This window comes from Ruegeria sp. SAZD011 (assembly GCF_059612545.1).
Genome location: NZ_JBXWQU010000026.1, coordinates 12,534 through 37,465, shown reverse-complemented (window position 1 = coordinate 37,465; position 24,932 = coordinate 12,534). Strand labels below are relative to the sequence as shown.

Below are 24,932 nucleotides of genomic sequence, written 5' to 3'. Positions count from 1 at the left end.
GGACCGAATTCCATGAGCACCCAGCCTCAGCTTTGCCATTCCAACTGTGACGATTGCCCGATCCGGCATCGCGCCGTATGCGCTCACTGTGACACGAGCGAGTTGGAGGAGCTGGAAGAGATCAAGTACTATCGCAGCTTCGAGGCGGGGCAGACCGTGATCTGGTCGGGGGACCAGATGAGTTTCGTGGGATCGGTGGTGTCGGGCATCGCATCGTTGACCCAGACGATGGAGGACGGTCGCACCCAGATGGTGGGGTTGCTTTTGCCGTCGGATTTCGTCGGCCGTCCAGGGCGCGAAGGGGCGCCCTATGACGTGGTGGCGACCACCGATCTGGTCATGTGCTGTTTCCGCAAGAAACCGTTCGAAGAGCTGATGGCGCGCACCCCGCATATCGCGCATCGGCTGCTGGAAATGACGCTGGACGAGCTGGATGCCGCGCGCGAATGGATGCTGGTGCTGGGCCGCAAAACTGCGCGCGAGAAGATCGCCAGCCTGTTGTCGATCATCGCCCGCCGCGATGCCTCGCTGACCAAGCGCGGCATGAGCGGGCCGATGGTGTTCGACCTGCCGCTGACCCGCGAGGCGATGGCCGACTATCTGGGCCTGACACTGGAAACGGTGAGCCGCCAGATTTCGGCGCTGAAAAAGGATGGGGTGATTCACCTGGAAGGCAAGCGCCATGTCACCATCCCGGACATGGGCCGGTTGATGGAGGAAGCGGGCGACGATACCGATGGCGGGTTCCTGGTCTGAGACCGGGTAAATGCGAGGCTCTGCCTCGCGCTCCGGAGTATTTATGGCGAAATGAAGGGGGTGGGCCGCGGCTCACCTCTGGCGCCGCAGCCAATCGGCCACGCGCCAGGCGGCTGAGCCGGGCGCAAGCGGCCGCGGGGCCCAGAGTCGCAAGGCGCGCGACAGAGTAATCCGGGTGGAAAAGGGTGCCACAAGTTGGCCGCGCGCCAGATAGGGTGCAACCAATGCCTCGTGCCCCATCAGTACCCCGGCCCCGTTCACCGTTTCCTCGACCGCCAGCGCATAGAGCGAGAATTCGGGGCCGCGCGGCACAAAGGTCTGGCCGGGTAGCGCAGCCGCCATCCAAAGCGACCAGTCGCCATGCCATGTGGTGTCGATAAGACAGGGCAGGTGGCGCAGATCCTCGGGCCGGTTCAACCGATCCGCCAGTACGGGTGCGCAGACGGGGGTAATCGTATCTGCGGCCAGCGCCTCGCCCGGAGCGTCGCCAAAGAACAGGCAAAGATCGAAGGGCGCCCGTTTCAGATCGGGTGGCTGTTCCATCGCGGTAACCGAGATCTCGATCTCGGGGGCCGCGGCGCGCAGACCGGGCAGGCGCGGCGACAGCCAGAGCTGGGCGACCGAGGGCAGGGCCGCCACATGTACCACCTGCGGCTTGGCGCCGGTGCGCAGGTCATGGCTGACCGTGGCCAGCCGGTCGAAAGCGTCGGTCAGATCGGGCAGAACATCGGCCGCGAGAGCGGTGAGGGTGACGCCCCGGGCGCTGCGGTCGAAGAGTGGTGCGCCCAGCATATCCTCGAGCTGCTTGATCTGAGCCGAGACCGCGCCGGGACTGACGCCCAGCTCCTCGGCGGCAGCGGCGAAACCGCCCAGTCGCGCGGCGGCCTCGAAGGCGCGCAGGGCGTTCAGCGGCAAGGGGCGGGGGCGTGGTGGGGCGACGGGCATGAGAAAGCCTTAGATTTTCTGACCCTAGTTTTCCGGGAAACTGATTTGCGCGCAAGGGGTGGTTTGGTGATCCTGCGGGCAGAGATACGGAGGTTCCCATGCCACAGCTTGCCGCCCGACCCTGGGTGCCCGCCCATTGCGAAACCCGCGTCCAGCAGATCGCGGACGTGACTGCGCGCGCCGACAGCGCGTCGATCGATGCCCGACTGGAGGCGCTGATCGAAGAAAATCGCGCGATTCATGACGAAGAGTGTTTCAACCTGAACCCCGCGACCAACGTGATGAACCCGCGCGCCGAGACCGCGCTGGCGCGGGGATTGGGCAGCCGTCCCTCGCTGGGCTATCCCGGCGACAAATACGAGATGGGGCTTGAGGCGATCGAAGAGATCGAAGTCATCGCAGCCGAACTGGCTGCACGGGTGTTCAACGCACGCTATGCCGAGCTCCGGGTGGGCTCGGGCGCGCTGGCCAATCTCTATGGGTTCATGGCGTTGGCCCGGCCCGGTGACACGATCATCGCGCCACCGGCCAGCATTGGCGGCCATGTGACCCATCACAAGGCGGGTTGTGCGGGGCTTTACGGTCTGAGCACCATCGAGGCGCCGGTAGATTCGGATGGTTACAGTCTGGATCTGGTGGCGCTGGCCGAACTGGCCGAGCGGCACCGGCCCAAGCTGATTACGGTGGGCGGCTCGTTGAACCTGTTTCCGCATCCGGTAGCGGCCGTGCGCGAGATCGCCGACCGGGTCGGTGCCAAGGTTCTGTTCGACGCGGCACATCAATGCGGGATCATCGCCGGTGGCGTCTGGGCCAACCCGCTGGACGAGGGGGCGCATCTGATGACGATGAGCACCTACAAGAGCCTGGGCGGGCCTGCGGGCGGGCTGATCGTGACCAACGAGGCCGAGATTGCCGAACAACTGGACGCCATCGCCTTTCCCGGCATGACCGCCAATTTCGACGCGGCGAAATCGGCGGCGCTGGCGATCTCGCTGCTGGACTGGGTCGATCATGGGGCGGCCTATGGGCAGGCGATGGTCGATCTGGCGCAGGCGCTGGCCGCCGAACTGGCGGCGCTGGGCCTGCCGGTCTTCCATGGGGCAGGAGGGGCTACCGCCTCGCACCAGTTCGCGCTCGAGGCGGCGCGGTTCGGGGGCGGTCAGGCCGCATCGAAGATGCTGCGCCGGGCGGGGTTCCTGGCTTGCGGTATAGGCCTGCCTATCGCACCGGTTGCGGGGGATATGAACGGCCTCCGGATCGGCACGCCGGAACTGGTGCGGCGCGGGGTAACGCCCGATCATGCTGCCGAGCTGGGTTGGCTGATCACCCAAGGACTTACCGGTAACGACCCCGAGGCGGTGGCGCGGCGTACACGTGAGATGCGGGCGCGGTTCCAGGGGATGCATTACATCAGGTCGTGACCGGTTCGGTGATCCGTGCTCTACTCCGCTCGAGGCCTCAGATTTCGGGAGACAGGGATCATGCAGTTCGAAAGCCTGTTCGTGATGCTTATCGTGGGTGTTCTGGCCGGGTGGTTGTCCGGGCGGATCATGGCGGGACGCGGATTCGGCCTGATCGGCAATATCATAGTCGGGGTGGTCGGCGCTTTTCTTGCTGGTTTGATCTTTCCCGCCTTGGGCTTTGCGGTCGGAGGCGGGTTCCTTGCGTCGGTGCTGCATGCCACGATCGGTGCGGTGATCCTGCTGTTCCTGATCGGATTGGTCCGCAAGGCATGATGCTCGTGCCTTGAAGCGGGGAAATGTCCGCATGGAGAGACGGTTGGCGGCCGTGCTGGTCGCGGATTTTGCGGGCTACAGTTCCCATGTCGGCCGCAATGAAGAACGCGCGGTACACGCGGCGCGTGGACATCTGGATGCCGTCGAACTGGTGATTGGCCTGCACCACGGGCGCGTGGTCAAGACCATGGGGGACGGGTTGCTGGCCGAGTTTGCATCGTCCCGGGATGCAGTGGGCTGTGCGGCGGCCATCCAGCATCGGATGATGGAACGCAATGCACCGCTGGAGACCGATGAGCAGATGCTGTTGCGGGTCGGCGTTCACTCGGGCGAGATCCTTTCGGAGAGTGGCGATATCTTCGGCGATGATGTGAACATCGCAGCCCGGATCGAGGCCCATGCGCCGATAGGCGGTTTTGCCGTATCAGAGCGGGTCCGCGACGAAGTGGCAGGCCGTTTGGACATTGCTTTTCGGGATGCGGGTTCGCCTGTGTTGAAGAACATATCGCGCAGCATCCACCTGTTCGATTGGATGCCGCTGCGACAGGCGGATGCGCCCGTGGCGCGCCCAAAAGCGGTTGCCGACAAACCCTCGCTGGCGGTTCTTCCCTTGACGAACTGGTCGGCAAATCCCCAGACCGAATACATCGCCGATGGATTGACCGAGGATATCATTTCCGCCCTTGCACGGGTTCCGTGGCTTTTTGTGATCGCCCGTAACTCTTCCTTTGTCTACAAGGGCACCCCGATGGACGTGCGACAGATCGGCAGGGACCTGGGCGTCCGATATGTTCTGGAAGGCAGCATGCGCATCCAGGGCAATCGGATTCGAGTCAGCGGCCAGCTTGCGGACACGGCATCCGGTGCGCAGGTCTGGTCAGAGCGCTTCGACGGAACCGACGAGGACATATTCGATTTGCAGGACAAGGTGGCCGCCGCCGTGGTCGCCGCCGTGGCGCCCACCGTGCAGATGGCCGAGATGGAGCGCGCAGCGCAGAGTGTGCCAGGTAACGCCAGTGCCTATGACTACTATCTGCAAGGGCTGGCGGCGCTGAATCGGGCGCAGGTGACAAAAGCCGCCGGTTTTCTGGATGCCGCTATCAAGGCTTCGCCAGGTTATGCCAAGGCCATGGCGCTCAGAGCATGGTGCCATACGCTCAATGTGGCTTGGCGGGTCGGCTACCTCCAGGATACTGATCGCGCGCGGGGTGGGGAACTTGCCAACGCGGCGCTTGATCTTGCGCCTGACGATCTCGAAGTGGCGGCTTATGCCGGGTATACGTTATCCTTCTTCGGTCTTGAAATAGAACGGGGAATGGGGCTGGTCCGGCAGGCCTGCGAGGGCTGTCCGAGCTTTGCCTGGGCCTGGACATCGCTGGCGATGCTGGAAGCATTGCAGGGTGACAGCCTGAAAGTTCTGGACCTTGCGGATCGCGCACGGCAACTCAACCCCAAGGACCCCTTGTGGTTCCGTGCTCTGGTCGCGATTGCTGCCGTTCATCGGGATGCCGGGCGCTTTGAGGAAGCGCTCGAAGCCGCGCAAGAAGGATTGCGTCTAAATCCCAACGTGGTCGTCTTGTACGTTCATTCGATCTGTGCGCTGTGCGAACTCGACAGGATGAACGAAGCGAAAACACTGGCGCGCAGGCTGCTGGACCTGTCGCCGCAATTCACGGTGTCGCGGTTCCAAGATCACCACATTCATTTTCGAGCGGCACTGCATACGAAGCAGAACACGCACTGGCTCAGAGAGGTGGGGCTACCGGAGTAGCCCCGCACCGGATCAATGCGCCATGAAAACGGGAACGGTGGCCTGTTCCAGCATGTTGCGGGTGGCGCCGCCGAGAATCGCCTCGCGGAACCGCGAATGACCATAGGCGCCCATAACCAGCATGTCGGCGCTGGTGTCGGTGGCGTGGCGATTGAGGATGTCCGACACCCGCGTCATCGTCTTGCTGAGTACGTCGATCTCCACCTTGACGCCATGGCGGGCCAGCATCTGGCTGAGCAGGCCGCCCGGGTCCGAGCGGTCGGGGCCGTGGCGCGGCGGGTCGATTACCACGATCCGAACCAGATCGGCGGCCCGAAGGAACGGCATCGCCAGCCGGATCGCGCGCATCGCCTCGACGCTTTCATTCCACCCCAGCAGGACAGTGCGCGGCTGTTTCAACGCCGGAGCGTTGTCGGGCACCACCAGAACCGGGGCGTGCCCCTCGAACATGGCGGCTTCGACGATCGGCTCGGCCTCGCTGCCGCGATCCTCGCCATAGGGGCGCGACAGAACCACCAGGTCCGAGAAACGGGCACGATGAGCCACATGCCGCCCCAGATCGGCAATCTGGGCGACGCCGCTTTCGGCGGACCAGCGCACGCCGGACTTGCCCAGTGTATCCTGAGCCAGTTTCAGCACCTCTTCGGCCTCGGCATTGGCCCGGTTCAGCGTTTCTTGCAGGATCAGCGCGTTGGCGCCGGCATAGTAATAGCCGGTCTGACTCCGGTCGACGCCAAGGCATAGCGCCTCGGCATGGGCGTCCTGAGCCTCGGCCAGGGCGACCAATTGTGCCAAGGCCGCCGGGGCGAGCTTGGGATCGGTCAGAACGGTCAACAGGGATTTATAGGCCATCATGAACCTCGTGACTGCATTTTTGCCCGGATCGGCCCGGGCGTTTCAATTGAGATATGCGTGTCACACATTTCAGGGTCGCGTCTTGATGCAGATCAAAGCGGGTTTTTGCTCAACTCTTCAATTAAGCGACCAGTCTAATCCGTCTGGCGTGGCGTGAGAATCGCGCGGGACAAGGCAAAGGGACGCAATATGTCGAACTATATCAAGCTCATCGCGCTTGGTCTCATCGCACTGTTCGCGGCGATGGGGATCAACTATGCGCGCGACGTGGCTTACATGGTGCATGCAGTCATCGTGCTGCTTGTCTCCGGTGGGCTGTTCATCTGGACGCTGCGCAAGACCGACGAGGCCGGCGGTCTGCTCGACCTGTCGGGCGAATACATGGACGATGTCGTCCGTTACGGTGTCATCGCAACCGCATTCTGGGGCGTCGTCGGCTTTCTGGCCGGGACGTTCATCGCATTTCAACTTGCCTTTCCGGGGCTGAATTTCGAATGGGCCCAGGGTTATGCCAATTTTGGTCGTCTGCGCCCGCTGCACACCTCGGCGGTGATTTTCGCCTTTGGCGGTAACGCGCTGATCGCGACCTCGTTCTATGTGGTTCAGCGCACCAGCGCCGCGCGGCTCTGGGGCGGCAATCTGGCGTGGTTCGTGTTCTGGGGTTACCAGCTGTTCATCGTGCTGGCGGCAACCGGCTATCTGCTGGGCGGTACCCAGTCCAAGGAATATGCCGAGCCCGAATGGTATGTGGACCTGTGGCTGACAATCGTCTGGGTGGCCTATCTGGCCGTGTTCCTGGGCACGATCATCAAGCGCAAGGAACCCCATATCTATGTGGCCAACTGGTTCTATCTGAGCTTCATCGTCACCGTCGCCATGCTGCATGTGGTCAACAACCTGACCATCCCCGTCAGCATCTGGGGTTCGAAATCGGTCATCGTGTGGCCGGGCGTGCAGGACGCGATGGTGCAGTGGTGGTATGGCCACAACGCCGTGGGCTTCTTCCTGACCGCCGGCTTCCTCGGCATGATGTACTATTTCATCCCGAAACAGGCCGAACGTCCGGTGTTCAGCTACAAGCTGTCGATCATCCACTTCTGGGCGCTGATCTTCATCTATATCTGGGCCGGTCCGCACCACCTGCACTATACCGCGCTGCCTGACTGGGCCTCGACGCTGGGCATGGTGTTCTCGGTCGTGCTGTGGATGCCGTCCTGGGGTGGCATGATCAACGGTCTGATGACGCTCTCGGGCGCATGGGACAAGTTGCGCACCGATCCGATCATCCGGATGATGGTGATCTCGGTAGGCTTCTACGGCATGTCCACCTTCGAAGGCCCGATGATGTCGATCCGCGCGGTCAACTCGCTGTCGCACTACACGGACTGGACCATCGGTCACGTGCACTCGGGTGCGCTGGGCTGGAACGGCATGATCACCTTCGGCGCGCTCTACTTCCTGGTGCCGGTGCTGTGGAAGCGGGATCGCCTCTACTCGCTGAAACTGGTGAACTACCACTTCTGGCTCGCCACCATCGGCATCGTGCTCTACGCCGCCTCGATGTGGGTGACCGGGATCATGGAAGGCCTGATGTGGCGCGAAGTGGATGCAAACGGCTTCCTGGTGAACTCGTTCGCCGACACCGTGGCCGCCAAGTTCCCGATGTATGTGGTGCGTGGTCTGGGCGGGGTCCTGTACCTCACCGGTGCCATCATCATGTGCTACAACCTGTGGATGACCGTTCGGAAGGCACCGGCCAAAGAGGCCAGCCTGTCCGTCGCGGTCCCGGCTGAATAAGGAGGGCCGGAGCAATGGCAATTCTCGACAAACATAAAATCCTCGAGACCAACGCGACCCTCCTGCTGATCTTCAGCTTTCTGGTCGTGACCATCGGCGGCATCGTGCAGATCGCACCGCTGTTCTGGCTGGAAAACACCATCGAGAAGGTGGAGGGCATGCGGCCCTACACCCCTCTCGAGATGGCGGGGCGCGAAGTCTACATTCGCGAAGGCTGCTATGTGTGCCACAGCCAGATGATCCGCCCGATGCGGGACGAGGTCGAACGCTATGGCCACTACTCGCTGGCGGCGGAATCGATGTACGATCACCCGTTCCAGTGGGGGTCCAAGCGGACCGGGCCCGACCTGGCCCGCGTGGGCGGTCGCTACTCGGATGACTGGCACGTGGATCACATGCGCGACCCGCAATCGGTGGTGCCGGAATCGGTGATGCCCAAATATGGCTACCTGGAACGCACCATGATCGACGGCAAGTATATCGGTGATCTCATGGCCGCCAACGCGATCGTCGGCGTGCCTTACACGGACGAGATGATCGAAGCCGCCCAAGCCGATTTTGCCGCCCAGGCCGATCCCGACAGCGACTATGACGGGCTGCTGGAGCGTTATGGCGACAAGGTCAATGTGCGCAACTTCGATGGTCAGCCGGGTGTCTCCGAGGCCGATGCGCTGATCGCCTATCTGCAAATGCTGGGTACGTTGGTCGATTTCTCGACCTTCACGCCGGACGCGAGCCGCTGAGGAGGGGGACATGGAAGAATATACCCTTCTCCGGCAGTTCGCGGACAGCTGGATGCTGCTTGCACTGTTCGCGTTCTTCATCGGTGTGGTGGTCTGGGTGTTCCGCCCCGGATCGACCAGAACCTATGACGACACCGCCAACATCCCGTTCCGGCATGCGGACGCACCTGCGCCCCGTGAGGGCGTTACGGCAGCGCCCCTGCGAGGCAACGACAAACCCGCCACATTCAAGGAGGCGCGGCAATGAGCAAGAAACCTGTTCAGAAACAAGAGGTCGAAACCACCGGCCACAGCTGGGACGGGATCGAGGAATACAACAACCCGCTTCCCCGCTGGTGGCTGTGGACCTTCTATCTCTGCATCATCTGGGGCATCGGCTATACCATTGCCTATCCGGCCTGGCCCATGATCAACTCGGCCACCGCCGGGGTTATGGGTTGGTCGACGCGGGCCAATGTGGCGAACGATATCGCCGCAGTGGAAGAGGCGAACGCCCCGATCAATGCCAAGCTGGAGTCAGTCGAACTGACCGCGATCGCATCGGATGCGGATCTGAACTCCTATGCCGTGTCGGCGGGGTCTGCCGTGTTCAAGACCTGGTGCGCCCAGTGTCACGGGTCGGGCGCCGCCGGTGCGGTGGGTTACCCCAACCTGCTGGATGACGATTGGCTGTGGGGTGGTTCGGTCGAGGAGATCCACGAAACCGTCACTGTCGGTATCCGGAACACGGAAAACGACGATGCGCGCTATTCCGAGATGCCCGCCTTTGGCCGTGACGAGTTGCTGGAAGCCGCCGAGATCGACCAGGTGGTCAATTTCGTGATGTCACTGTCGGGTGAGCCGCAGGATGCCTCTCAGGTGGCGGCCGGTGCAGTGGTCTTCGAGGACAACTGCTCGTCCTGCCATGCCGAGGACGCCACTGGCGACCGCGCGCAGGGTGCCCCCAACCTGGCGGATGCCATCTGGCTCTATGGTGGCGATTACGCTGCGATCGCAGAGTCGGTGAACAACGCCCGCTTTGGCGTGATGCCTCCGTGGGACAGCCGCCTGACCGAAGCGCAGATCCGCGCGGTTTCGGTCTATGTCCACCAGTTGGGTGGTGGCGAGTAGCATAAGGATACCTCCGGGCTGCTATCGCGGCCCGGAGGGTGGCGTCGGCTGTTCGATCTGTTCGCGCGTTTCCTGAACAGCCGGCGCCTTTAGTCATAATGACAAAGCATCCGCCGACCAATCCGGTCGGCGGATCTTTTTTGTGACAGGGGCGCGGAACAGTTAATGGCTTGGGATGTAATCACTATTTCGTGATGCTCAGCGAATGGATGCGCTATTTGTACAATGTTTTCGGTCGTTTTGGCCGCGTGCGACGTAACGCCCGATGCAATTGCAGCATCAAAAGCTGCGCCACAGATACGCTTTTTGACCCATGTCAAAGTCTGTCGCGCGCGCATCTGGAAGAAGTCGCGCTGTAGAATAGCCAAAACCGGAGTGAGTCCGTGAGCGAGTCGACCCCAGAACCCAGCCTTTACGCTGCCCGAGAGCCCATATTCCCGCGGCGCGTATCGGGCACGTTCCGCAATCTCAAATGGTTCATCATGGCGGTGACGCTGGGGATTTACTATCTGACACCCTGGATTCGCTGGGATCGTGGGCCCAGCCTGCCGGATCAGGCGGTTTTGCTGGATATGGCCAACCGGCGCTTTTACTTCTTCTGGATCGAGATCTGGCCGCACGAATTCTACTTTGTCGCGGGTCTGCTGATCATGGCGGGGCTTGGCCTGTTCCTGTTCACTTCGGCGCTGGGCCGGGTCTGGTGCGGTTATGCCTGTCCGCAAACAGTGTGGACCGACCTCTTCATTCTCGTCGAACGCTGGATCGAGGGCGACCGCAACGCCCGTCTGCGCCTGCACCGCCAGGAAAAGCTCGATTTCCGCAAGGCGCGGCTCAGGATCACCAAATGGACCGCCTGGTTGTTGATCGGTCTCGCCACCGGCGGGGCGTGGGTGTTCTATTTCGCGGATGCGCCGACGCTGCTGCGTGATCTGGTGACCGGCAATGCCCACCCCATCGCCTATACGACGATGGCCGTGCTGACCTTTACCACCTTCTTTTTCGGTGGTTTTGCGCGCGAGCAAATCTGTATCTACGCCTGCCCCTGGCCGCGTATTCAGGCCGCGATGATGGACGAGGATACGCTGGTTGTGGGCTACCGCGAATGGCGGGGCGAGCCGCGCGGCAAGGGCAAGCGCACCGAGGATTCGGAACTGGGCGATTGCATCGACTGCATGGCCTGCGTCAATGTCTGCCCGGTCGGGATCGACATCCGAGATGGCCAGCAGCTGGAATGCATCACCTGCGCGCTGTGTATCGACGCTTGTGACGACATGATGGAGAAGATCGGCAAGCCGCGCGGACTGATCGACTATATGGCGCTCAAGGACGAAGAGGCCGAACGTGCCGGTCACCCGCCCAAGAACATCTGGAAACATATCCTGCGGCCGCGCACCATCATGTATACCAGCCTGTGGTCGCTGGTCGGTTTCGCGTTGCTGTTCGCGCTGTTCATCCGGTCCGACATCGACCTGACGGTGGCCCCGGTTCGCAACCCGACCTTTGTTACCCTTTCGGACGGGTCGATCCGCAACACCTATGACGTGCGACTGCGCAACAAGCATGGTGAGGAACGCCCGTTCCAGCTGTCCGTGGTCGGCGATCCGGCGATGCGGATCGAGCTCGAGGGCCTGCCCGATAACAAGGTCGCCGTTCCTGCCGATACCGCCTTTTTGCAGCGGGTCTATATCGTGACACCCAAGGACGCGGCCCCATCGCAAGCGGCCAGCACAGATGTCCGTATCTGGGTCGAGGATCAGAGCAACGGCGAGCGCGCCTATAAGGACACGACATTCAACGGACGGGGAAACTGAAGATGGCTGAGCGCACCTTCACCGGCAAACATGCGGCCATGGTCTTTGTCGGCGCATTCGGTATCATCATCGGGGTGAACATCCTGCTGGCTTATAGCGCGATCAAGACCTTTCCGGGTCTGGAGGTTAAGAACTCCTATGTCGCCAGCCAGGAATTCGACACCCGCCGCGACGCACAAGAGGCGCTGGGCTGGCATGTGCGCGCCGATGCGACCGGTGGCCTGGTGGTCCTGTCGATCACCGATCAGGCGGGCAAGCCGGTCGAGGTTTCCGAACTGAAGGCGGTGTTGGGTCGCGCCACCCATGTGCAAGAGGATTTCGCGCCCGATTTCGCCTTTGACGGCACGGCCTATGTGGCCAAGGCGGAACTGGGTGATGGCAATTGGAACATCCGCATGGTGGCGCGGGCCGAGGACGGCACCGAATTTATCCAACGCGTCGTTTTGCATGTGAAGGGTTGACCCGATGACGGCGCAACTTCGCCCCTCGCCCGCGGCCTGTCCGGCCTGTGTTGCGGTCCCGGCCCAGCCGGCCCGCCCGGTGCCCGAGGATGCGCAGATCGCGCTGTCTTTGCCGGGCATCCACTGTTCGGCCTGTATCTCGACGGTCGAGCGCGCCTTGCAGGCGCATCCGGGGGTCGAGGATGCGCGGGTGAACCTGACGCTGAAACGGGCCCTGATCAAGGCCGGGCCCGAGCTGCGCGCCGCCGATCTGATCCCGGTGCTGGAGCGTGTCGGATACGAGGCGCACGAGCTGGATCCCGGCACGCTCAACGCCACCCGCACCGACCGGGCGGGGCGCGACCTGCTGATGCGGCTGGCGGTGGCGGGCTTTGCCTCGATGAACGTGATGCTGCTGTCGGTCTCGGTGTGGTCCGGTGCCTCGGACGCGACGCGGGACATGTTCCACTGGATCTCCGCCGCCATCGCGATGCCCGCCATCGCCTTTTCCGGCCAGCCTTTCTTTGTCAGCGCCTGGGGGGCGCTCAAGGCAAAGCGGCTCAACATGGATGTACCCATCGTGTTGGCCATCGTTTTGGCGCTGGTCACCTCGCTTTGGGAAACCTCGCTGAGCGGCGAGCATGCCTATTTCGATGCGGCGTTGACGCTGACCTTTTTCCTGCTTGCAGGTCGCTATCTGGACTACCGTACCCGCGCCGTGGCCCGGTCTGCGGCCGAGGAACTGGCCGCGCTGGAGGTGCCGCGCGCGATCCGGCTGCAAGACGGGGTCGAAACCGAGGTCGCCGTTGCGCAACTGGCGGTGGGCGACCTGATCCTAGTGCGCCCCGGCGGGCGGATGCCCGTCGATGGCGAGATTGTCGAGGGGCGTTCGGAACTGGACCGCTCGCTGCTCACCGGCGAGACGCTGCCGGTCTTTGCCGAACCGGGGCTTGTCGTCAGCGCGGGCGAGGTCAACCTGACCGGTCCGCTGGTGATCCGCGCCAGCGCGGTGGGGCAGGATACCTCGCTGCACCGAATGACCGATCTGGTGGCCATCGCCGAAAGCGGGCGCTCGCGCTATACCTCACTGGCCGACAGCGCCGCGAAACTCTATGCGCCGGGGGTACATATCCTCTCGGCGCTCAGTTTTGTCGGCTGGTATCTCTACAGCTGGGATGTGCGTACCGCGCTCAACATCGCCGCCGCCGTGCTGATCATCACCTGCCCCTGTGCGCTGGGCCTTGCGGTGCCGGCGGTGACCACGGCCGCTTCGGGGCGGCTTTTCAAGCGGGGTATGCTGATCAAGCATGCCACCGCGCTGGAACGTCTGGCCGAAGTGGACACGGTGGTGTTCGACAAGACCGGCACGCTGACGGCGGGCACACCCGAACTGACCAATCTGGGCGATCACCGCCGTTCCGACATGGAGGTCGCGCTGGCCCTGGCCGAAGCGTCCTCGCATCCGCTTTCCGTTGCGATCACCCGCGCGGCGCGGGCTGCGGGGCTGCATCCGGCCCGGATCGACGATGTGACCGAGGTGCCGGGCTTCGGCACCGAAGGTGTCTGGCAGGGGCAACGGGTGCGGCTGGGCCGTGCCGCCTGGGTGGGCGCTGAACAGGCCGCGCAGACCTCGGCCTGGCTGGCGGTCGGCGACCGGGCGCCGGTGGTCTTTCTGTTCTCCGACGCGCTACGCCCGGGGGCCGAGGAAACCGTCTCGGGCCTCAAGGCCGCGGGCAAGGAGGTTCTGCTGATTTCGGGCGATACCACCGGCGCGGTCGAGACGCTGGCCCGCCGTCTGGGGATCGAGACCTGGATGGCAGAGGCCCTGCCGAAGGACAAGGCCGATCGGGTGCAGGCATTGGCCGACGCGGGCAAGCGGGTGCTGATGGTGGGCGACGGGCTGAACGATACCGCCGCTCTGGCCGCCTCCCATGTGTCGATCTCGCCGGCCTCGGCGCTGGACGCGGCGCGCGTGGCGTCTGATATCGTGCTGCTGGGCACCGACCTGTCCCCGATTGCGGGGGCCTGCGAGACAGCCGTCCGCGCGACCAGACGTATCCGCGAAAACTTCCGCATCGCCACTGTCTATAACGTGATCGCGGTGCCGCTGGCGGTTGTTGGTCTCTGCTCGCCGCTGATCGCGGCCTTGGCGATGTCGACCTCGTCGATTACCGTGTCCCTGAATGCCCTGCGCCTGAGGTGAGTTGATGGAAGTCCTGACGATCCTGATCCCGATATCGCTGATCCTGGGGGCGGTGGGCCTGCTGGCTTTTGTCTATACGGTTCGGTCCGACCAGTATGACGACCCCGAGGGCGACGCGCGCCGCATCCTGTCGGGGGACTGGGACGACAAGCCCAAGCCTTGACCCCGCCGCGCCTTGCGCCAGAGTTGGAACCGAAGGGGAGGGATAAGATGGATATCTATGAGAATGGCAGTCGCCCGACGCGCAAAGCGCGGTCGGATTGGTTCACCGGTACCGTCTGGCAGGATCCGGTGATCGAGGCGCCGGCGCCCGCGCGGGTGCGGGCGCTGCGGGTCGGGTTCGAACCGGGTGCGCGTACTGCATGGCATACTCATCCGCTGGGCCAGACGTTGTATGTGCTGTCCGGCACCGGTCTGGTCGGCCTGCGCGAGGCCGCCCCGCGCGTGATCCGCGCGGGCGATACGGTCTGGATCCCGCCCGGCGAGGAACACTGGCACGGCGCGGGCCCGGAAACCGGCATAGTGCATCTGGCCATTCAGGAGGCCGAGGACGGCCAGGTCGCCAACTGGCTGGAGAAGGTGAGCGACGCCGACTATCTGTCCCCGCCCCAGGCGACGCCGAACCGGCCTTGAATTCGCGGCCTGCTCCGGCTATGTGCCGATAGTCCGCAAGCAGAGAGAAGTCAGGCATATGGCCACCATCAACCCGATCCAGTTCATCCAGCAGGTCCGCGCCGAAGTGTCCAAGGTCGTCTGGCCGACCCGCCGCGAGGTGCTGCTGACCACGGTGATGGTGTTCATCATGGCGGCGTTGACGGCTGTTTTCTTCGCGCTGGTCGACCTGTCGATCCGGGGCGGCTTGCAGCTTCTGCTGGGCATGTTCAACTGACCAAGGCCCGCGTCGCGGCGCAATCCGGCCTTGCACATCGCCGGATCAGGGGCTAGGTCACGCAGTACCTTCGGGACGGGCGTGCGGCGATTCGAGCTGCGCGCCGCTTTTTGTTCCGGCGGGCCGCTCAATGGGTGGCCACAATTCAGAAATGCTCCGGGACGCGCCCGCGAACCGGCCAGAAGACGAGGACGACAGGGTCATGGCGAAACGGTGGTATTCGGTCAGCGTGCTTTCGAACTTCGAAAAGAAGGTCGCCGAGACGATCCGCGCCTCGGTCGCCGAACACGGGCTTGAAGATCAGATCGACGAGGTGCTGGTGCCGACCGAAGAGGTCATCGAGGTGCGCCGCGGCAAGAAGGTCTCGACCGAGCGCCGGTTCATGCCCGGCTATGTGCTGGTGCACATGGAAATGTCCGACCAGGGCTATCACCTGATCAACACGATCAACCGGGTCACCGGTTTCCTGGGGCCGCAGGGCCGCCCGATGCCGATGCGCGATGCCGAGGTCAACCAGATCCTCAACCGCGTGCAGGAAGGCGAAGAGGCGCCGCGCACCCTGATCTCGTTCGAGATCGGCGAGCGCGTCAAGGTCAATGACGGCCCGTTCGAAGGCTTTGACGGCATGGTCGAGGGCGTCGATGACGACAGCCAGAAACTGCGGGTCTCGGTGTCGATCTTCGGTCGCGAAACCCCGGTCGAGCTCGACTTTACCCAGGTTTCGAAACAGGGCTGATCGCGGCAAGGCTGCGCTGCCCTTCAAACCATCGGCGCCTTGGACCTTTACCGCGCGCGGCCCTTGCATTGCCGGGCGATCCGGTCTATCGGCACCCGATGCCGCCCTTGGGCGGCGAATCCCGTGGGAGACGGAGGGGGCGCGCCCCGGATGTCGGACCACATCAATAGCATCTGCCGGATCGCGTTCCGGTGGAGTTGAAAAGGAGAAGGCCAATGGCCAAGAAACTGATCGGCACGCTGAAGCTTCAGGTGCCCGCAGGCAAGGCGAACCCGTCGCCGCCAGTTGGACCGGCGCTGGGTCAGCGCGGCATCAACATCATGGAATTCTGCAAGGCGTTCAACGCCAAGACCGCAGACATGGAAGTGGGCGCACCCTGCCCGACCGTGATTTCCTATTATCAGGACAAGTCCTTTACCATGGACATCAAGACGCCGCCCGCGTCCTATTTCCTGAAGAAAGCCGCCAAGATCCAGTCGGGTTCCAAGACCCCCTCGCGCGCGACCGCCGGCACCGTCACCGTTGCCCAGGTCCGCGAGATCGCCGAAGCGAAGATGAAGGATCTGAACGCCAACGATATCGACGGCGCAATGCAGATCATCCTGGGCTCTGCCCGGTCCATGGGCATCGAGGTGAAGTAAGATGGCAAAGCTTGGAAAACGCACCCGCGCTGCCCGCGAGGCCTTTGCCGGCAAGGAAGAACTGTCGGTCGAAGAAGCCGTTGCGCTGGTCAAGTCGGCCGCCTCGGCCAAGTTCGACGAGACCGTCGAGATCGCGATGAACCTGGGTGTTGACCCGCGTCACGCCGACCAGATGGTCCGCGGCGTTGTCGGCCTGCCCAACGGCACCGGCAAGACCGTGCGCGTCGCCGTGTTCGCCCGTGGCCCCAAGGCTGAAGAAGCCCAAGCCGCAGGCGCGGATATCGTCGGTGCCGAGGACCTGATGGAAACCATCCAGTCCGGCAAGATCGAGTTCGACCGCTGCATCGCGACCCCGGACATGATGCCGGTTGTCGGTCGTCTGGGTAAAATCCTGGGCCCGCGCAACCTGATGCCGAACCCCAAGGTCGGAACCGTGACCATGGATGTCGCCCAGGCCGTGCAGAACGCCAAGGGCGGTGAAGTTCAGTTCAAGGTCGAAAAAGCCGGCGTCATCCATGCCGGTGTCGGCAAGGTGTCGTTCGACGAGGCCAAGCTGGTCGAAAACGTCCGCGCCTTTGTGGATGCAGTGGCCAAGGCCAAGCCGGCAGGTGCCAAGGGCACCTACCTGAAAAAGATCGCGATCAGCTCGACCATGGGTCCGGGCGTGTCGGTTGACGTGGCGAGCGCCTCGGGCAACTAAGCGGTCAGACTGGCGGTTCTAGCCGCCAGATACAGACAAGGGAACCCGGCCTGTTTCTCGCAGTGCCGGGTTTTCTTTTTCCGGTTCAGCCCGCCCGCCCCAGCAAGCTGCGTTTCCACCGCCCCAGCAGGATGCGCGCGCGCCGATGCAGGGGGGGGCGTTTCTCCATGTAGAAACGAGCCCGGGCGCCCATGAAATCATCCTGATACCCCTTCAGAAAGGGGGCGATGCCCCGGCCTGCCTGAAAGGCTGCGCGCACCAGTTCCATGCGCGGTCCCCATTCCTGGCAATGAAACACACGCAATTCGGGACGATTGATCAAGCGCAGACCAAAGGCCCCGGTTTCCGAGCAGTAGAGTTCCACCGCCGCTTCGGAGCCAAACCGGCCAAAGGTATCGGCATCGCTTTGCTGAGCCCGCTGCGCCTCGCGCCACACGTTCGCGGGCAGGATCGCGAAACAGTTGCTGAACCGCTGCGTGCGCATCAGGTCTGTGCCGGGCAGGGGCGTATCCGCGCGAAACGGCAGGGTCGAGCCTGTCAGGAAGAGGGCATCGTGTTGGGCCATCGCTTCCATCGCCTCGGCCTGCCAGGGCAGATTGGACTGGCGATAGGGCAGGGTATCAAGCCGTACGATACAGGCCAGATCGTCGCCGATCAGATCGAATTGCTGCCACAAGAGGCCGGTTTCGTTCTCGGTCGTCTCGGCGGGATCGGTTTGGCCCGCAATCACCAATTCGGCGCCAAACGCGCCTGCGAGGTCGGTCAAATCCTTGGCGATGGCCGGGTCCTGGCCGACATGTACGACAAGGCGATCCGGCGGCTGGTCGAAAAAAACCATCCAGTCGCGCAGGATAGTGCAATGCGCCGGTTGCAGGACAAAGGTCAGAAGTGAGAAACCGTTTGCTTCGGTCATCGGCCTCCGTCCTTTGAGTTGCACGGTCTTGGGCGGGGCTGCCCGTCGCATGGCGGGATGCTAGCAACGGCCTTTGCCGGGGTCAACGCGCGCCAGGCCCGCTTTGACTTGCTGCGGGCGCGCGGTATAGGCTACGCGGCGGAAAAGAGCAGCATATCAATGAGGCAGGCAGTGATGAACGATCGGAACGCGGGATGACGGCGCCTTGGCGCGTTGGTGCCATTCTCAACGAACCTTTGCCCGATACGCTTCGCTTCGCGGCCTGGTATCTCGAAGCCGGGGCCGAGGGGCTTACCTTGCTGTTCGATAATCCGCATGACCCCGCGATACCGGTTCTGAGCACGCATCCGCGCATCGACTGCGTCGCGTGTACGCCCGAGTTCTGGGCCGATCTGGGGTTGACGCCGGAAACCCGGTTTACCAAGCGACAGAATGCGGCGCTGACCTGGGCTTACAGGCGGCAGACCGAGGGGTGGTTGCTGAATGTCGATGCCGACGAGTTCATGTGGGTGTCGGATGGCGGGATTGCTGCCTTTCTTGCGGAACAGCCAACCCAAGTCGAGGCGATCCGTGTCGAAACGGCCGAGATCGTGGCAGGTCCTGATGGCGTGGCGGGCCAGATCTATCGCCTGCCGATGGAGCGCGACGCCGCGCGCCGTGTCTACGGCGACAGCGCGGCGCTGTTCGGACCGCGCCGCAAGGGGCTGATTGGGCATCCACAAGGCAAATCTTTCATTCGTTGCGGGTTAAAGAACGTGTTCCTGCGCCAGCACTGGGCGCAACGTCAGGGCGGCGGCGAGTTGGCCGAAACTTTTGTGCCGGTGCGCGGTGGGGCGGCGGCGCTGCTACATCATATCGGGCTCGACTACGAAGTCTGGCGGGCCAAGCTTGACTGGCGCCTTGTGTCGAGCGGGTTCACGGTGCCTCTGACCGAACGGATCCGCGCGCTGTTGGAGGAACCCGATGTCGAGACACGCCTGCGCGCCTTGCATGGCGACCTGCACGGAGTGGACCCGGTGCGGCTCGACCGGTTGCGGGCCGAGGGGGCTTGCCTGGAACTGTCGATCGATGTGGATGGGGTCGCGGCGCAGATCTTTGGTGCGCGGTTCCCCGCCGGGTGAGCCCGCGATCGGTCGTTTTACCCCTTGGAAACCCCGCCGCTCTGGCCTAAGGAGAGATGCGAAGTAAAGCGTGCGATTCGTCGTGCGCTTTATTTTGTTTCGTCCAAGACGGTGGGTGGCCGCATCCGTGGCCTTAATTTCCTGCCTGAGACGGGTAAAGACCAAAGAGATCGGGGGCTCGACCCTCGGGCGATTATTTGGCTCCACCCCGTAAAACGGACATGAACGCCGGGTGCGAGCCCGGCAAATATGAGCCGGGATGTTCACCATCCCAAATTTGGAGAGAACTGTGGATAGAGCCCAGAAAGAGAAAGTGGTCGAGGAACTCGGCCAGATCTTCGAAAGCTCTGGCGTCGTGGTGGTTGCTCACTACGCCGGTCTGACAGTTGCCGAGATGCAGGACCTGCGCGCGCGTGCACGCGAAGCGGGTGGGTCTGTGCGTGTTGCCAAGAACAGGCTCGCCAAAATCGCCCTGGAGGGTAAGCCGTGTGCAAGCATGGCCGACCTGCTGACGGGTATGACCGTTCTGACCTATTCCGAGGACCCCGTGGCAGCAGCCAAGGTGGCCGAGGGCTTCGCCAAGGATAACAAGAAATTTGAGATCCTCGGCGGTGCAATGGGCGAGAACGCTCTGGACCGTGCCGGCGTCGAAGCCGTGTCGAAAATGCCGTCGCGTGAAGAGCTCATCGCTCAGATCGTGTCCTGCATCGGCGCACCTGCTTCGAACATCGCTGGCGCGATTGGCGCACCTGCAAGCAATATCGCTGGCATCCTTTCCACCATCATCGAGAAGGCGGAAGCTGCGTAAGCGGTTGGCACTGAATGATCTGCGTGGGGCATGTGCCCTGACGTTGGAACACACACTGTAAACGGAAAGAGCTGATAAAATGGCTGATCTGAAAGCACTCGCAGAAAGCATCGTGGGTCTGACCCTGCTGGAAGCACAGGAACTGAAAACCATCCTGAAGGATGAATACGGCATCGAGCCCGCAGCTGGCGGCGCCGTGATGGTTGCAGCGGCAGGCGGCGACGCCGGCGCAGCGGCCGAAGAAGAAAAGACCGAATTCGACGTCGTTCTGAAGAACGCCGGCGCTTCGAAGATCAACGTGATCAAGGAAGTTCGCGGCATCACCGGTCTGGGCCTGAAAGAAGCCAAGGACCTGGTCGAAGCCGGCGGCAAGATCAAAGAAGGCATTGCCAAGGCAGAAGCCGAAGAGATCAAGGCAAAGCTGGAAGCAGCTGGCGCCGAGGTCGAGCTGGCCTAAGGCCGATCGGTCAGGAGCCGTTTTCCGACACGGAAAACGGGCCGGAATTTTTGCAAAATTCCGGTTGCGCTCCGAAACTACGAGGCTGGACCCGGGAAATCCGGGTCCAGCCGAACCTGTCTTAGAAAGGACCCCTTCGGCGGGGTGTTTTCTAAGGCGCGGTTCACGGATCGGGAGGCCGCCACTCGGGACGGTGGCCATGAATTGATCCGAAACGCTCCGTCTCGAATGGTCAAGGCACCGGGGCCCGGCGGTGCCCTTGACCGGTGAGAAACTGAAAGGTGACATCTGACATGGCTCAAACGTTCCTTGGCCAGAAACGTCTTCGCAAATATTACGGCAAAATCCGCGAAGTGCTGGAGATGCCGAACCTCATCGAGGTCCAGAAATCCTCCTACGACCTGTTCCTGAACTCCGGCGACGCGCCTCAGCCGCTGGATGGCGAAGGCATCATGGGCGTGTTCCAGTCGGTCTTTCCGATCAAGGATTTCAACGAAACCAGCGTACTGGAATTCGTGAAATACGAGCTGGAAAAGCCGAAATACGATGTCGAGGAGTGCATGCAGCGCGACATGACCTACAGCGCCCCGCTGAAGGTCACGCTGCGTCTGATCGTGTTCGATGTGGACGAGGACACCGGTGCCAAATCCGTCAAGGACATCAAGGAGCAGGACGTGTTCATGGGCGACATGCCCCTGATGACACCCAACGGCACCTTCATCGTCAACGGCACCGAGCGTGTGATCGTGTCCCAGATGCACCGCTCGCCCGGTGTGTTCTTCGACCATGACAAGGGCAAGACCCACTCTTCGGGCAAGCTTCTCTTTGCCTGCCGCATCATCCCGTATCGCGGCTCGTGGCTGGATTTCGAATTCGACGCCAAGGACATCGTCTTTGCCCGTATCGACCGTCGCCGCAAACTGCCGGTGACGACCCTGCTCTATGCGCTGGGCCTGGATCAGGAAGGCATCATGGATGCCTATTTCAAGACCGTCTCCTATCGTCTGGAGAAGAAGCGCGGTTGGGTCACTCCGTTCTTCCCCGAGCGTGTGCGCGGCACCCGTCCGACCTATGACCTGATCGACGCCGCCTCGGGCGAAGTGATCGCCGAAGCCGGCAAGAAGGTCACCCCGCGCGCGGTGAAGAAGCTGATCGAAGAAGGCAGCGTGACCGACCTGTTGGTCCCGTTCGACCATATCGTCGGCAAGTTCGCGGCCAAGGACATCATCAACGAGGAAACCGGCGCGATCTATGTCGAGGCCGGTGACGAGCTGACACTGGAATACGACAAGGATGGCGACCTGATCGGCGGCACCGTCAAGGAGCTGATCGACAACGGCGTCACCGACATCCCGGTGCTGGATATCGACAACATCAATGTCGGCCCCTACATCCGCAACACCATGGCGCAGGACAAGAACATGAACCGGGAAACCGCGCTCATGGACATCTACCGTGTCATGCGCCCGGGCGAGCCGCCCACCGTCGAGGCCGCATCGGCCCTGTTCGACACCCTGTTCTTTGACAGCGAGCGTTATGATCTCTCTGCCGTGGGCCGGGTCAAGATGAACATGCGTCTCGATCTGGATGCCGCCGATACCCAGCGCACCCTGCGCCGCGAAGACATCATCGCCTGCATCAAGGCGCTGGTCGAACTGCGCGACGGCAAGGGTGACATCGACGATATCGACCACCTTGGCAACCGCCGGGTGCGTTCGGTCGGCGAACTGATGGAGAACCAGTATCGCGTTGGTCTGCTGCGGATGGAGCGCGCGATCAAGGAGCGCATGTCCTCGGTCGAGATCGACACCGTGATGCCGCAGGACCTGATCAACGCCAAGCCCGCGGCTGCCGCCGTGCGCGAGTTCTTCGGCTCCTCGCAGCTCAGCCAGTTCATGGACCAGACCAACCCGCTGTCCGAAGTGACCCACAAACGCCGCCTGTCGGCGCTTGGGCCGGGCGGTCTGACCCGCGAGCGTGCCGGTTTCGAGGTGCGCGACGTGCACCCGACCCACTATGGCCGGATGTGCCCCATTGAAACGCCCGAAGGTCCGAACATCGGTCTGATCAACTCGCTGGCCACCTTTGCCCGTGTGAACAAATACGGCTTCATCGAGACCCCCTACCGCGTCGTCAAGGACGGGCAGGTCACCGATGAGGTGCACTATATGTCCGCGACCGAGGAAATGCGCCACACCGTGGCACAGGCCAATGCGACCCTGGACGAGAATGGCAAGTTCGTGAACGAGCTGGTCAACACCCGTCAGGCGGGCGACTATACGCTGGCCCCGATGGAAAGTGTCGACCTCATCGACGTGTCGCCGAAACAGCTGGTTTCGGTCGCTGCCTCGCTCATTCCGTTCCTCGAAAACGACGACGCCAACCGCGCTCTGATGGGCTCGAACATGCAGCGTCAGGCGGTTCCGCTTCTGCGGGCCGAAGCGCCGCTGGTCGGTACCGGGATCGAGGAAAAGGTCGCCATCGACTCGGGCGCGGCCATTCAGGCCAAGCGTGCCGGCATCATCGACCAGATCGACGCGCAGCGGATCGTGATCCGCGCCACCGAGGATCTGGAACTGGGCGATGCGGGCGTCGACATCTACCGCATGCGCAAGTTCCAGCGCTCGAACCAGAACACCTGTATCAACCAGCGTCCGCTGGTGAAGGTGGGTCAGCAGGTCTCCAAGGGCGAGGTTATCGCCGACGGTCCGTCGACCGACATGGGCGAACTGGCTCTGGGCAAGAACGTGGTCGTCGCCTTCATGCCGTGGAACGGCTACAACTACGAGGACTCGATCCTGATCTCGGAACGCATCGCGCGTGACGACGTCTTTACCTCGATCCATATCGAGGAATTCGAAGTTGCCGCCCGCGACACCAAGCTGGGGCCGGAAGAGATCACCCGCGACATCCCGAACGTCGGCGAGGAAGCGCTGCGCAACCTCGACGAGGCGGGTATCGTCTATATCGGTGCCGAGGTGCAGCCGGGCGACATTCTGGTGGGCAAGATCACGCCCAAGGGCGAAAGCCCGATGACCCCGGAAGAGAAGCTGCTGCGCGCCATCTTCGGCGAAAAGGCCAGCGATGTGCGCGACACCTCGCTGCGCGTCAAGCCGGGCGATTACGGCACCGTGGTCGAGGTGCGCGTGTTCAACCGCCACGGCGTCGACAAGGACGAGCGTGCGCTGCAGATCGAGCGCGAGGAAGTCGAGCGTCTGGCCCGTGACCGGGACGACGAGTTGGCGATCCTCGACCGCAACATCTATGCGCGTCTGAAGTCGCTGATCCTGGGCAAGGTTGCGGTCAAGGGCCCCAAGGGTGTCAAGGCCGGGTCCGAGATCACCGAAGAGCTGCTGGAAACCCTGACCCGCGGTCAGTGGTGGATGCTGGCGCTGGAAGGTGAGCAGGATGCCCAGATCGTCGAGGCGCTGAACGAGCAGTACGAACTGCAAAAGCGCGCCCTGGATGCCCGTTTCGAAGACAAGGTAGAAAAGGTGCGTCGCGGCGACGATCTGCCCCCGGGCGTGATGAAGATGGTCAAGGTGTTCATCGCGGTGAAGCGCAAGCTGCAGCCGGGTGACAAGATGGCCGGCCGTCACGGCAACAAGGGTGTGATTTCGAAAGTGGTGCCGATGGAGGACATGCCGTTCCTCGCGGATGGTACCCCGGTCGATTTCTGCCTCAACCCGCTGGGTGTGCCGTCGCGGATGAACGTCGGTCAGATCCTTGAAACCCATATGGGCTGGGCCGCGCGCGGTCTGGGCCTGAATGTGGACGAGGCGCTGCAAGAATACCGCCGCTCGGGCGACCTGACCCCGGTGCGGGACGCGATGAAGCACGCCTATGGCGAGGATGTCTATGCCGAGGGCATCTCGGGCATGGATGAGGACACGCTGGTCGAGGCCGCAGGCAACGTTACCCGTGGCGTGCCGATCGCAACGCCCGTCTTTGACGGTGCAAAAGAGGCGGATGTGAACGACGCGCTGGCACGTGCCGGTTTCGATACTTCGGGTCAGTCTGTCCTGTTCGACGGTCGCACGGGCGAGCAGTTCGCGCGCCCCGTAACCGTGGGCATCAAGTATCTGCTCAAGCTGCACCACCTGGTCGACGACAAGATCCACGCACGTTCCACCGGCCCCTACAGCCTGGTGACCCAGCAGCCGCTGGGCGGCAAGGCGCAGTTCGGCGGTCAGCGTTTCGGGGAGATGGAGGTCTGGGCTCTGGAAGCCTATGGCGCCGCCTACACCCTGCAGGAAATGCTGACGGTGAAGTCGGACGACGTGGCTGGCCGGACCAAGGTCTACGAGAGCATCGTCAAGGGCGAGGACAATTTCGAGGCGGGCATTCCCGAGAGCTTCAACGTTCTGGTGAAAGAAGTCCGCGGCCTCGGCCTGAACATGGAACTCCTGGATGCGGAGGTGGAGGACTGAGAATTTTCGTCGAAAATTCTCGACCCCACATTTTTCGTCGAAAAATGTGGGGCCTCCCCCCATCATCCGC

The 24,932-nt window shown here is 62.9% G+C and carries 24 protein-coding genes; 21 read left to right on the top strand and 3 right to left on the bottom strand.

Annotation, left to right across the window (positions count from 1 at the left end):
• The first annotated feature begins 12 nt into the window (after positions 1-12).
• On the top strand, positions 13-756 hold the full coding sequence (gene fnrL / locus AC2FLM_RS13385) for a transcriptional regulator FnrL (protein WP_496858528.1): 744 nt from the start codon (positions 13-15) through the stop codon (positions 754-756).
• Between the two features lie 72 nt (positions 757-828).
• Here fnrL and AC2FLM_RS13380 read toward each other — a convergent pair whose 3' ends face one another.
• Positions 829-1,701 (bottom strand): LysR family transcriptional regulator, encoded by an 873-nt coding sequence (locus AC2FLM_RS13380; protein ID WP_496858526.1) that lies wholly within the window; start codon positions 1,699-1,701, stop codon positions 829-831.
• Between the two features lie 98 nt (positions 1,702-1,799).
• Between AC2FLM_RS13380 and glyA the strand changes: the two genes are divergently transcribed.
• Genes glyA through AC2FLM_RS13365 form a run of 3 tightly spaced genes read left to right on the top strand, consistent with a single transcriptional unit; the run spans position 1,800 to position 5,208 of the window.
• The gene (gene glyA / locus AC2FLM_RS13375; protein ID WP_496858524.1) at positions 1,800-3,122 is read left to right on the top strand and encodes a serine hydroxymethyltransferase; all 1,323 of its coding nucleotides are present in this window, start codon (positions 1,800-1,802) and stop codon (positions 3,120-3,122) included.
• 60 nt (positions 3,123-3,182) lie between these two features.
• Positions 3,183-3,437 carry a GlsB/YeaQ/YmgE family stress response membrane protein gene (locus AC2FLM_RS13370; RefSeq protein WP_234144495.1) on the top strand — a complete coding sequence of 85 codons (255 nt, stop codon included), beginning with the start codon at positions 3,183-3,185 and terminating at the stop codon, positions 3,435-3,437.
• Between the two features lie 31 nt (positions 3,438-3,468).
• Positions 3,469-5,208 carry an adenylate/guanylate cyclase domain-containing protein gene (locus AC2FLM_RS13365; RefSeq protein ID WP_496858522.1) on the top strand — a complete coding sequence of 580 codons (1,740 nt, stop codon included), beginning with the start codon at positions 3,469-3,471 and terminating at the stop codon, positions 5,206-5,208.
• Positions 5,209-5,220: 12 nt separating this feature from the next.
• Here the strand turns inward: AC2FLM_RS13365 and AC2FLM_RS13360 are convergent, their stop codons facing one another.
• The gene (locus tag AC2FLM_RS13360) at positions 5,221-6,060 is read right to left on the bottom strand and encodes a universal stress protein (protein WP_234138784.1); all 840 of its coding nucleotides are present in this window, start codon (positions 6,058-6,060) and stop codon (positions 5,221-5,223) included.
• Between the two features lie 192 nt (positions 6,061-6,252).
• Here AC2FLM_RS13360 and ccoN point away from each other — a divergent pair, with 192 nt between their 5' ends.
• The 13 genes from ccoN (at position 6,253) to rplA (ending at position 17,133) form a co-directional block, all read left to right on the top strand.
• Positions 6,253-7,860, top strand: a complete 1,608-nt coding sequence (ccoN, locus tag AC2FLM_RS13355) for a cytochrome-c oxidase, cbb3-type subunit I (protein ID WP_234221247.1) — start codon at positions 6,253-6,255, stop codon at positions 7,858-7,860.
• Positions 7,861-7,874: 14 nt separating this feature from the next.
• Positions 7,875-8,603 (top strand): cytochrome-c oxidase, cbb3-type subunit II, encoded by a 729-nt coding sequence (gene ccoO, locus AC2FLM_RS13350; RefSeq protein ID WP_011049205.1) that lies wholly within the window; start codon positions 7,875-7,877, stop codon positions 8,601-8,603.
• Between the two features lie 10 nt (positions 8,604-8,613).
• Positions 8,614-8,850, top strand: a complete 237-nt coding sequence (locus AC2FLM_RS13345) for a cbb3-type cytochrome c oxidase subunit 3 (RefSeq protein ID WP_234178007.1) — start codon at positions 8,614-8,616, stop codon at positions 8,848-8,850.
• Positions 8,847-9,713, top strand: a complete 867-nt coding sequence (gene ccoP, locus AC2FLM_RS13340; protein ID WP_234138787.1) for a cytochrome-c oxidase, cbb3-type subunit III — start codon at positions 8,847-8,849, stop codon at positions 9,711-9,713. The genes AC2FLM_RS13345 and ccoP overlap by 4 nt, the downstream gene beginning before the upstream one ends.
• 482 nt (positions 9,714-10,195) lie before the next feature.
• Positions 10,196-11,524, top strand: a complete 1,329-nt coding sequence (ccoG, locus tag AC2FLM_RS13335) for a cytochrome c oxidase accessory protein CcoG (RefSeq protein WP_496858857.1) — start codon at positions 10,196-10,198, stop codon at positions 11,522-11,524.
• A 2-nt stretch (positions 11,525-11,526) separates the two neighbouring features.
• The gene (locus tag AC2FLM_RS13330) at positions 11,527-11,985 is read left to right on the top strand and encodes a FixH family protein (protein WP_234138789.1); all 459 of its coding nucleotides are present in this window, start codon (positions 11,527-11,529) and stop codon (positions 11,983-11,985) included.
• 4 nt (positions 11,986-11,989) lie between these two features.
• Positions 11,990-14,167 carry a heavy metal translocating P-type ATPase gene (locus tag AC2FLM_RS13325; RefSeq protein ID WP_496858519.1) on the top strand — a complete coding sequence of 726 codons (2,178 nt, stop codon included), beginning with the start codon at positions 11,990-11,992 and terminating at the stop codon, positions 14,165-14,167.
• A 4-nt stretch (positions 14,168-14,171) separates the two neighbouring features.
• The gene (ccoS, locus tag AC2FLM_RS13320; protein WP_234138791.1) at positions 14,172-14,330 is read left to right on the top strand and encodes a cbb3-type cytochrome oxidase assembly protein CcoS; all 159 of its coding nucleotides are present in this window, start codon (positions 14,172-14,174) and stop codon (positions 14,328-14,330) included.
• Between the two features lie 47 nt (positions 14,331-14,377).
• Positions 14,378-14,800: a (R)-mandelonitrile lyase gene (locus AC2FLM_RS13315; RefSeq protein WP_496858517.1), complete on the top strand. Its 423-nt coding sequence runs from the start codon at positions 14,378-14,380 to the stop codon at positions 14,798-14,800.
• A 58-nt stretch (positions 14,801-14,858) separates the two neighbouring features.
• Positions 14,859-15,056, top strand: a complete 198-nt coding sequence (secE, locus tag AC2FLM_RS13310) for a preprotein translocase subunit SecE (protein ID WP_234138793.1) — start codon at positions 14,859-14,861, stop codon at positions 15,054-15,056.
• Between the two features lie 202 nt (positions 15,057-15,258).
• On the top strand, positions 15,259-15,792 hold the full coding sequence (gene nusG, locus AC2FLM_RS13305) for a transcription termination/antitermination protein NusG (RefSeq protein WP_234138794.1): 534 nt from the start codon (positions 15,259-15,261) through the stop codon (positions 15,790-15,792).
• A 215-nt stretch (positions 15,793-16,007) separates the two neighbouring features.
• Entirely contained in the window at positions 16,008-16,433 is a 426-nt protein-coding gene (rplK, locus tag AC2FLM_RS13300; RefSeq protein WP_234138795.1) for a 50S ribosomal protein L11, read from the top strand.
• 1 nt (position 16,434) lies between these two features.
• Entirely contained in the window at positions 16,435-17,133 is a 699-nt protein-coding gene (gene rplA / locus AC2FLM_RS13295; RefSeq protein WP_234138796.1) for a 50S ribosomal protein L1, read from the top strand.
• Positions 17,134-17,218: 85 nt separating this feature from the next.
• Here the strand turns inward: rplA and AC2FLM_RS13290 are convergent, their stop codons facing one another.
• Positions 17,219-18,046, bottom strand: a complete 828-nt coding sequence (locus AC2FLM_RS13290) for a hypothetical protein (protein WP_496858515.1) — start codon at positions 18,044-18,046, stop codon at positions 17,219-17,221.
• 194 nt (positions 18,047-18,240) lie between these two features.
• Between AC2FLM_RS13290 and AC2FLM_RS13285 the strand changes: the two genes are divergently transcribed.
• The 4 genes from AC2FLM_RS13285 (at position 18,241) to rpoB (ending at position 24,862) form a co-directional block, all read left to right on the top strand.
• Entirely contained in the window at positions 18,241-19,167 is a 927-nt protein-coding gene (locus AC2FLM_RS13285; protein ID WP_496858513.1) for a glycosyltransferase family protein, read from the top strand.
• Between the two features lie 289 nt (positions 19,168-19,456).
• Positions 19,457-19,975, top strand: coding sequence for a 50S ribosomal protein L10 (rplJ, locus tag AC2FLM_RS13280; RefSeq protein ID WP_011049190.1), 519 nt, complete (start codon positions 19,457-19,459; stop codon positions 19,973-19,975).
• Positions 19,976-20,054: 79 nt separating this feature from the next.
• Positions 20,055-20,432, top strand: a complete 378-nt coding sequence (gene rplL, locus AC2FLM_RS13275; protein WP_234144484.1) for a 50S ribosomal protein L7/L12 — start codon at positions 20,055-20,057, stop codon at positions 20,430-20,432.
• Positions 20,433-20,725: 293 nt separating this feature from the next.
• A complete protein-coding gene (rpoB, locus tag AC2FLM_RS13270; protein WP_496858511.1) occupies positions 20,726-24,862 on the top strand; it encodes a DNA-directed RNA polymerase subunit beta in 4,137 nt (1,378 codons plus the stop codon).
• The last annotated feature ends 70 nt before the right edge of the window (positions 24,863-24,932 follow it).

Excerpts from the sequence above, each read along its gene's own strand:
- glyA (WP_496858524.1), top strand. The coding sequence starts at position 1,800 with ATGCCACAGCTTGCCGCCCGACCCTGGGTGCCCGCCCATTGCGAAACC.
- AC2FLM_RS13380 (WP_496858526.1), bottom strand. The coding sequence starts at position 1,701 with ATGCCCGTCGCCCCACCACGCCCCCGCCCCTTGCCGCTGAACGCCCTG.
- AC2FLM_RS13345 (WP_234178007.1), top strand. The coding sequence starts at position 8,614 with ATGGAAGAATATACCCTTCTCCGGCAGTTCGCGGACAGCTGGATGCTG.
- ccoN (WP_234221247.1), top strand. The coding sequence starts at position 6,253 with ATGTCGAACTATATCAAGCTCATCGCGCTTGGTCTCATCGCACTGTTC.
- secE (WP_234138793.1), top strand. The coding sequence starts at position 14,859 with ATGGCCACCATCAACCCGATCCAGTTCATCCAGCAGGTCCGCGCCGAA.
- fnrL (WP_496858528.1), top strand. The coding sequence starts at position 13 with ATGAGCACCCAGCCTCAGCTTTGCCATTCCAACTGTGACGATTGCCCG.
- AC2FLM_RS13360 (WP_234138784.1), bottom strand. The coding sequence starts at position 6,060 with ATGGCCTATAAATCCCTGTTGACCGTTCTGACCGATCCCAAGCTCGCC.
- ccoS (WP_234138791.1), top strand. The coding sequence starts at position 14,172 with ATGGAAGTCCTGACGATCCTGATCCCGATATCGCTGATCCTGGGGGCG.
- rpoB (WP_496858511.1), top strand. The coding sequence starts at position 20,726 with ATGGCTCAAACGTTCCTTGGCCAGAAACGTCTTCGCAAATATTACGGC.
- ccoG (WP_496858857.1), top strand. The coding sequence starts at position 10,196 with ATGGCGGTGACGCTGGGGATTTACTATCTGACACCCTGGATTCGCTGG.
- rplL (WP_234144484.1), top strand. The coding sequence starts at position 20,055 with ATGGCTGATCTGAAAGCACTCGCAGAAAGCATCGTGGGTCTGACCCTG.
- ccoP (WP_234138787.1), top strand. The coding sequence starts at position 8,847 with ATGAGCAAGAAACCTGTTCAGAAACAAGAGGTCGAAACCACCGGCCAC.
- AC2FLM_RS13315 (WP_496858517.1), top strand. The coding sequence starts at position 14,378 with ATGGATATCTATGAGAATGGCAGTCGCCCGACGCGCAAAGCGCGGTCG.
- rplK (WP_234138795.1), top strand. The coding sequence starts at position 16,008 with ATGGCCAAGAAACTGATCGGCACGCTGAAGCTTCAGGTGCCCGCAGGC.
- ccoO (WP_011049205.1), top strand. The coding sequence starts at position 7,875 with ATGGCAATTCTCGACAAACATAAAATCCTCGAGACCAACGCGACCCTC.
- nusG (WP_234138794.1), top strand. The coding sequence starts at position 15,259 with ATGGCGAAACGGTGGTATTCGGTCAGCGTGCTTTCGAACTTCGAAAAG.
- AC2FLM_RS13365 (WP_496858522.1), top strand. The coding sequence starts at position 3,469 with ATGGAGAGACGGTTGGCGGCCGTGCTGGTCGCGGATTTTGCGGGCTAC.
- AC2FLM_RS13330 (WP_234138789.1), top strand. The coding sequence starts at position 11,527 with ATGGCTGAGCGCACCTTCACCGGCAAACATGCGGCCATGGTCTTTGTC.
- AC2FLM_RS13290 (WP_496858515.1), bottom strand. The coding sequence starts at position 18,046 with ATGACCGAAGCAAACGGTTTCTCACTTCTGACCTTTGTCCTGCAACCG.
- AC2FLM_RS13370 (WP_234144495.1), top strand. The coding sequence starts at position 3,183 with ATGCAGTTCGAAAGCCTGTTCGTGATGCTTATCGTGGGTGTTCTGGCC.
- AC2FLM_RS13285 (WP_496858513.1), top strand. The coding sequence starts at position 18,241 with ATGACGGCGCCTTGGCGCGTTGGTGCCATTCTCAACGAACCTTTGCCC.
- rplA (WP_234138796.1), top strand. The coding sequence starts at position 16,435 with ATGGCAAAGCTTGGAAAACGCACCCGCGCTGCCCGCGAGGCCTTTGCC.
- AC2FLM_RS13325 (WP_496858519.1), top strand. The coding sequence starts at position 11,990 with ATGACGGCGCAACTTCGCCCCTCGCCCGCGGCCTGTCCGGCCTGTGTT.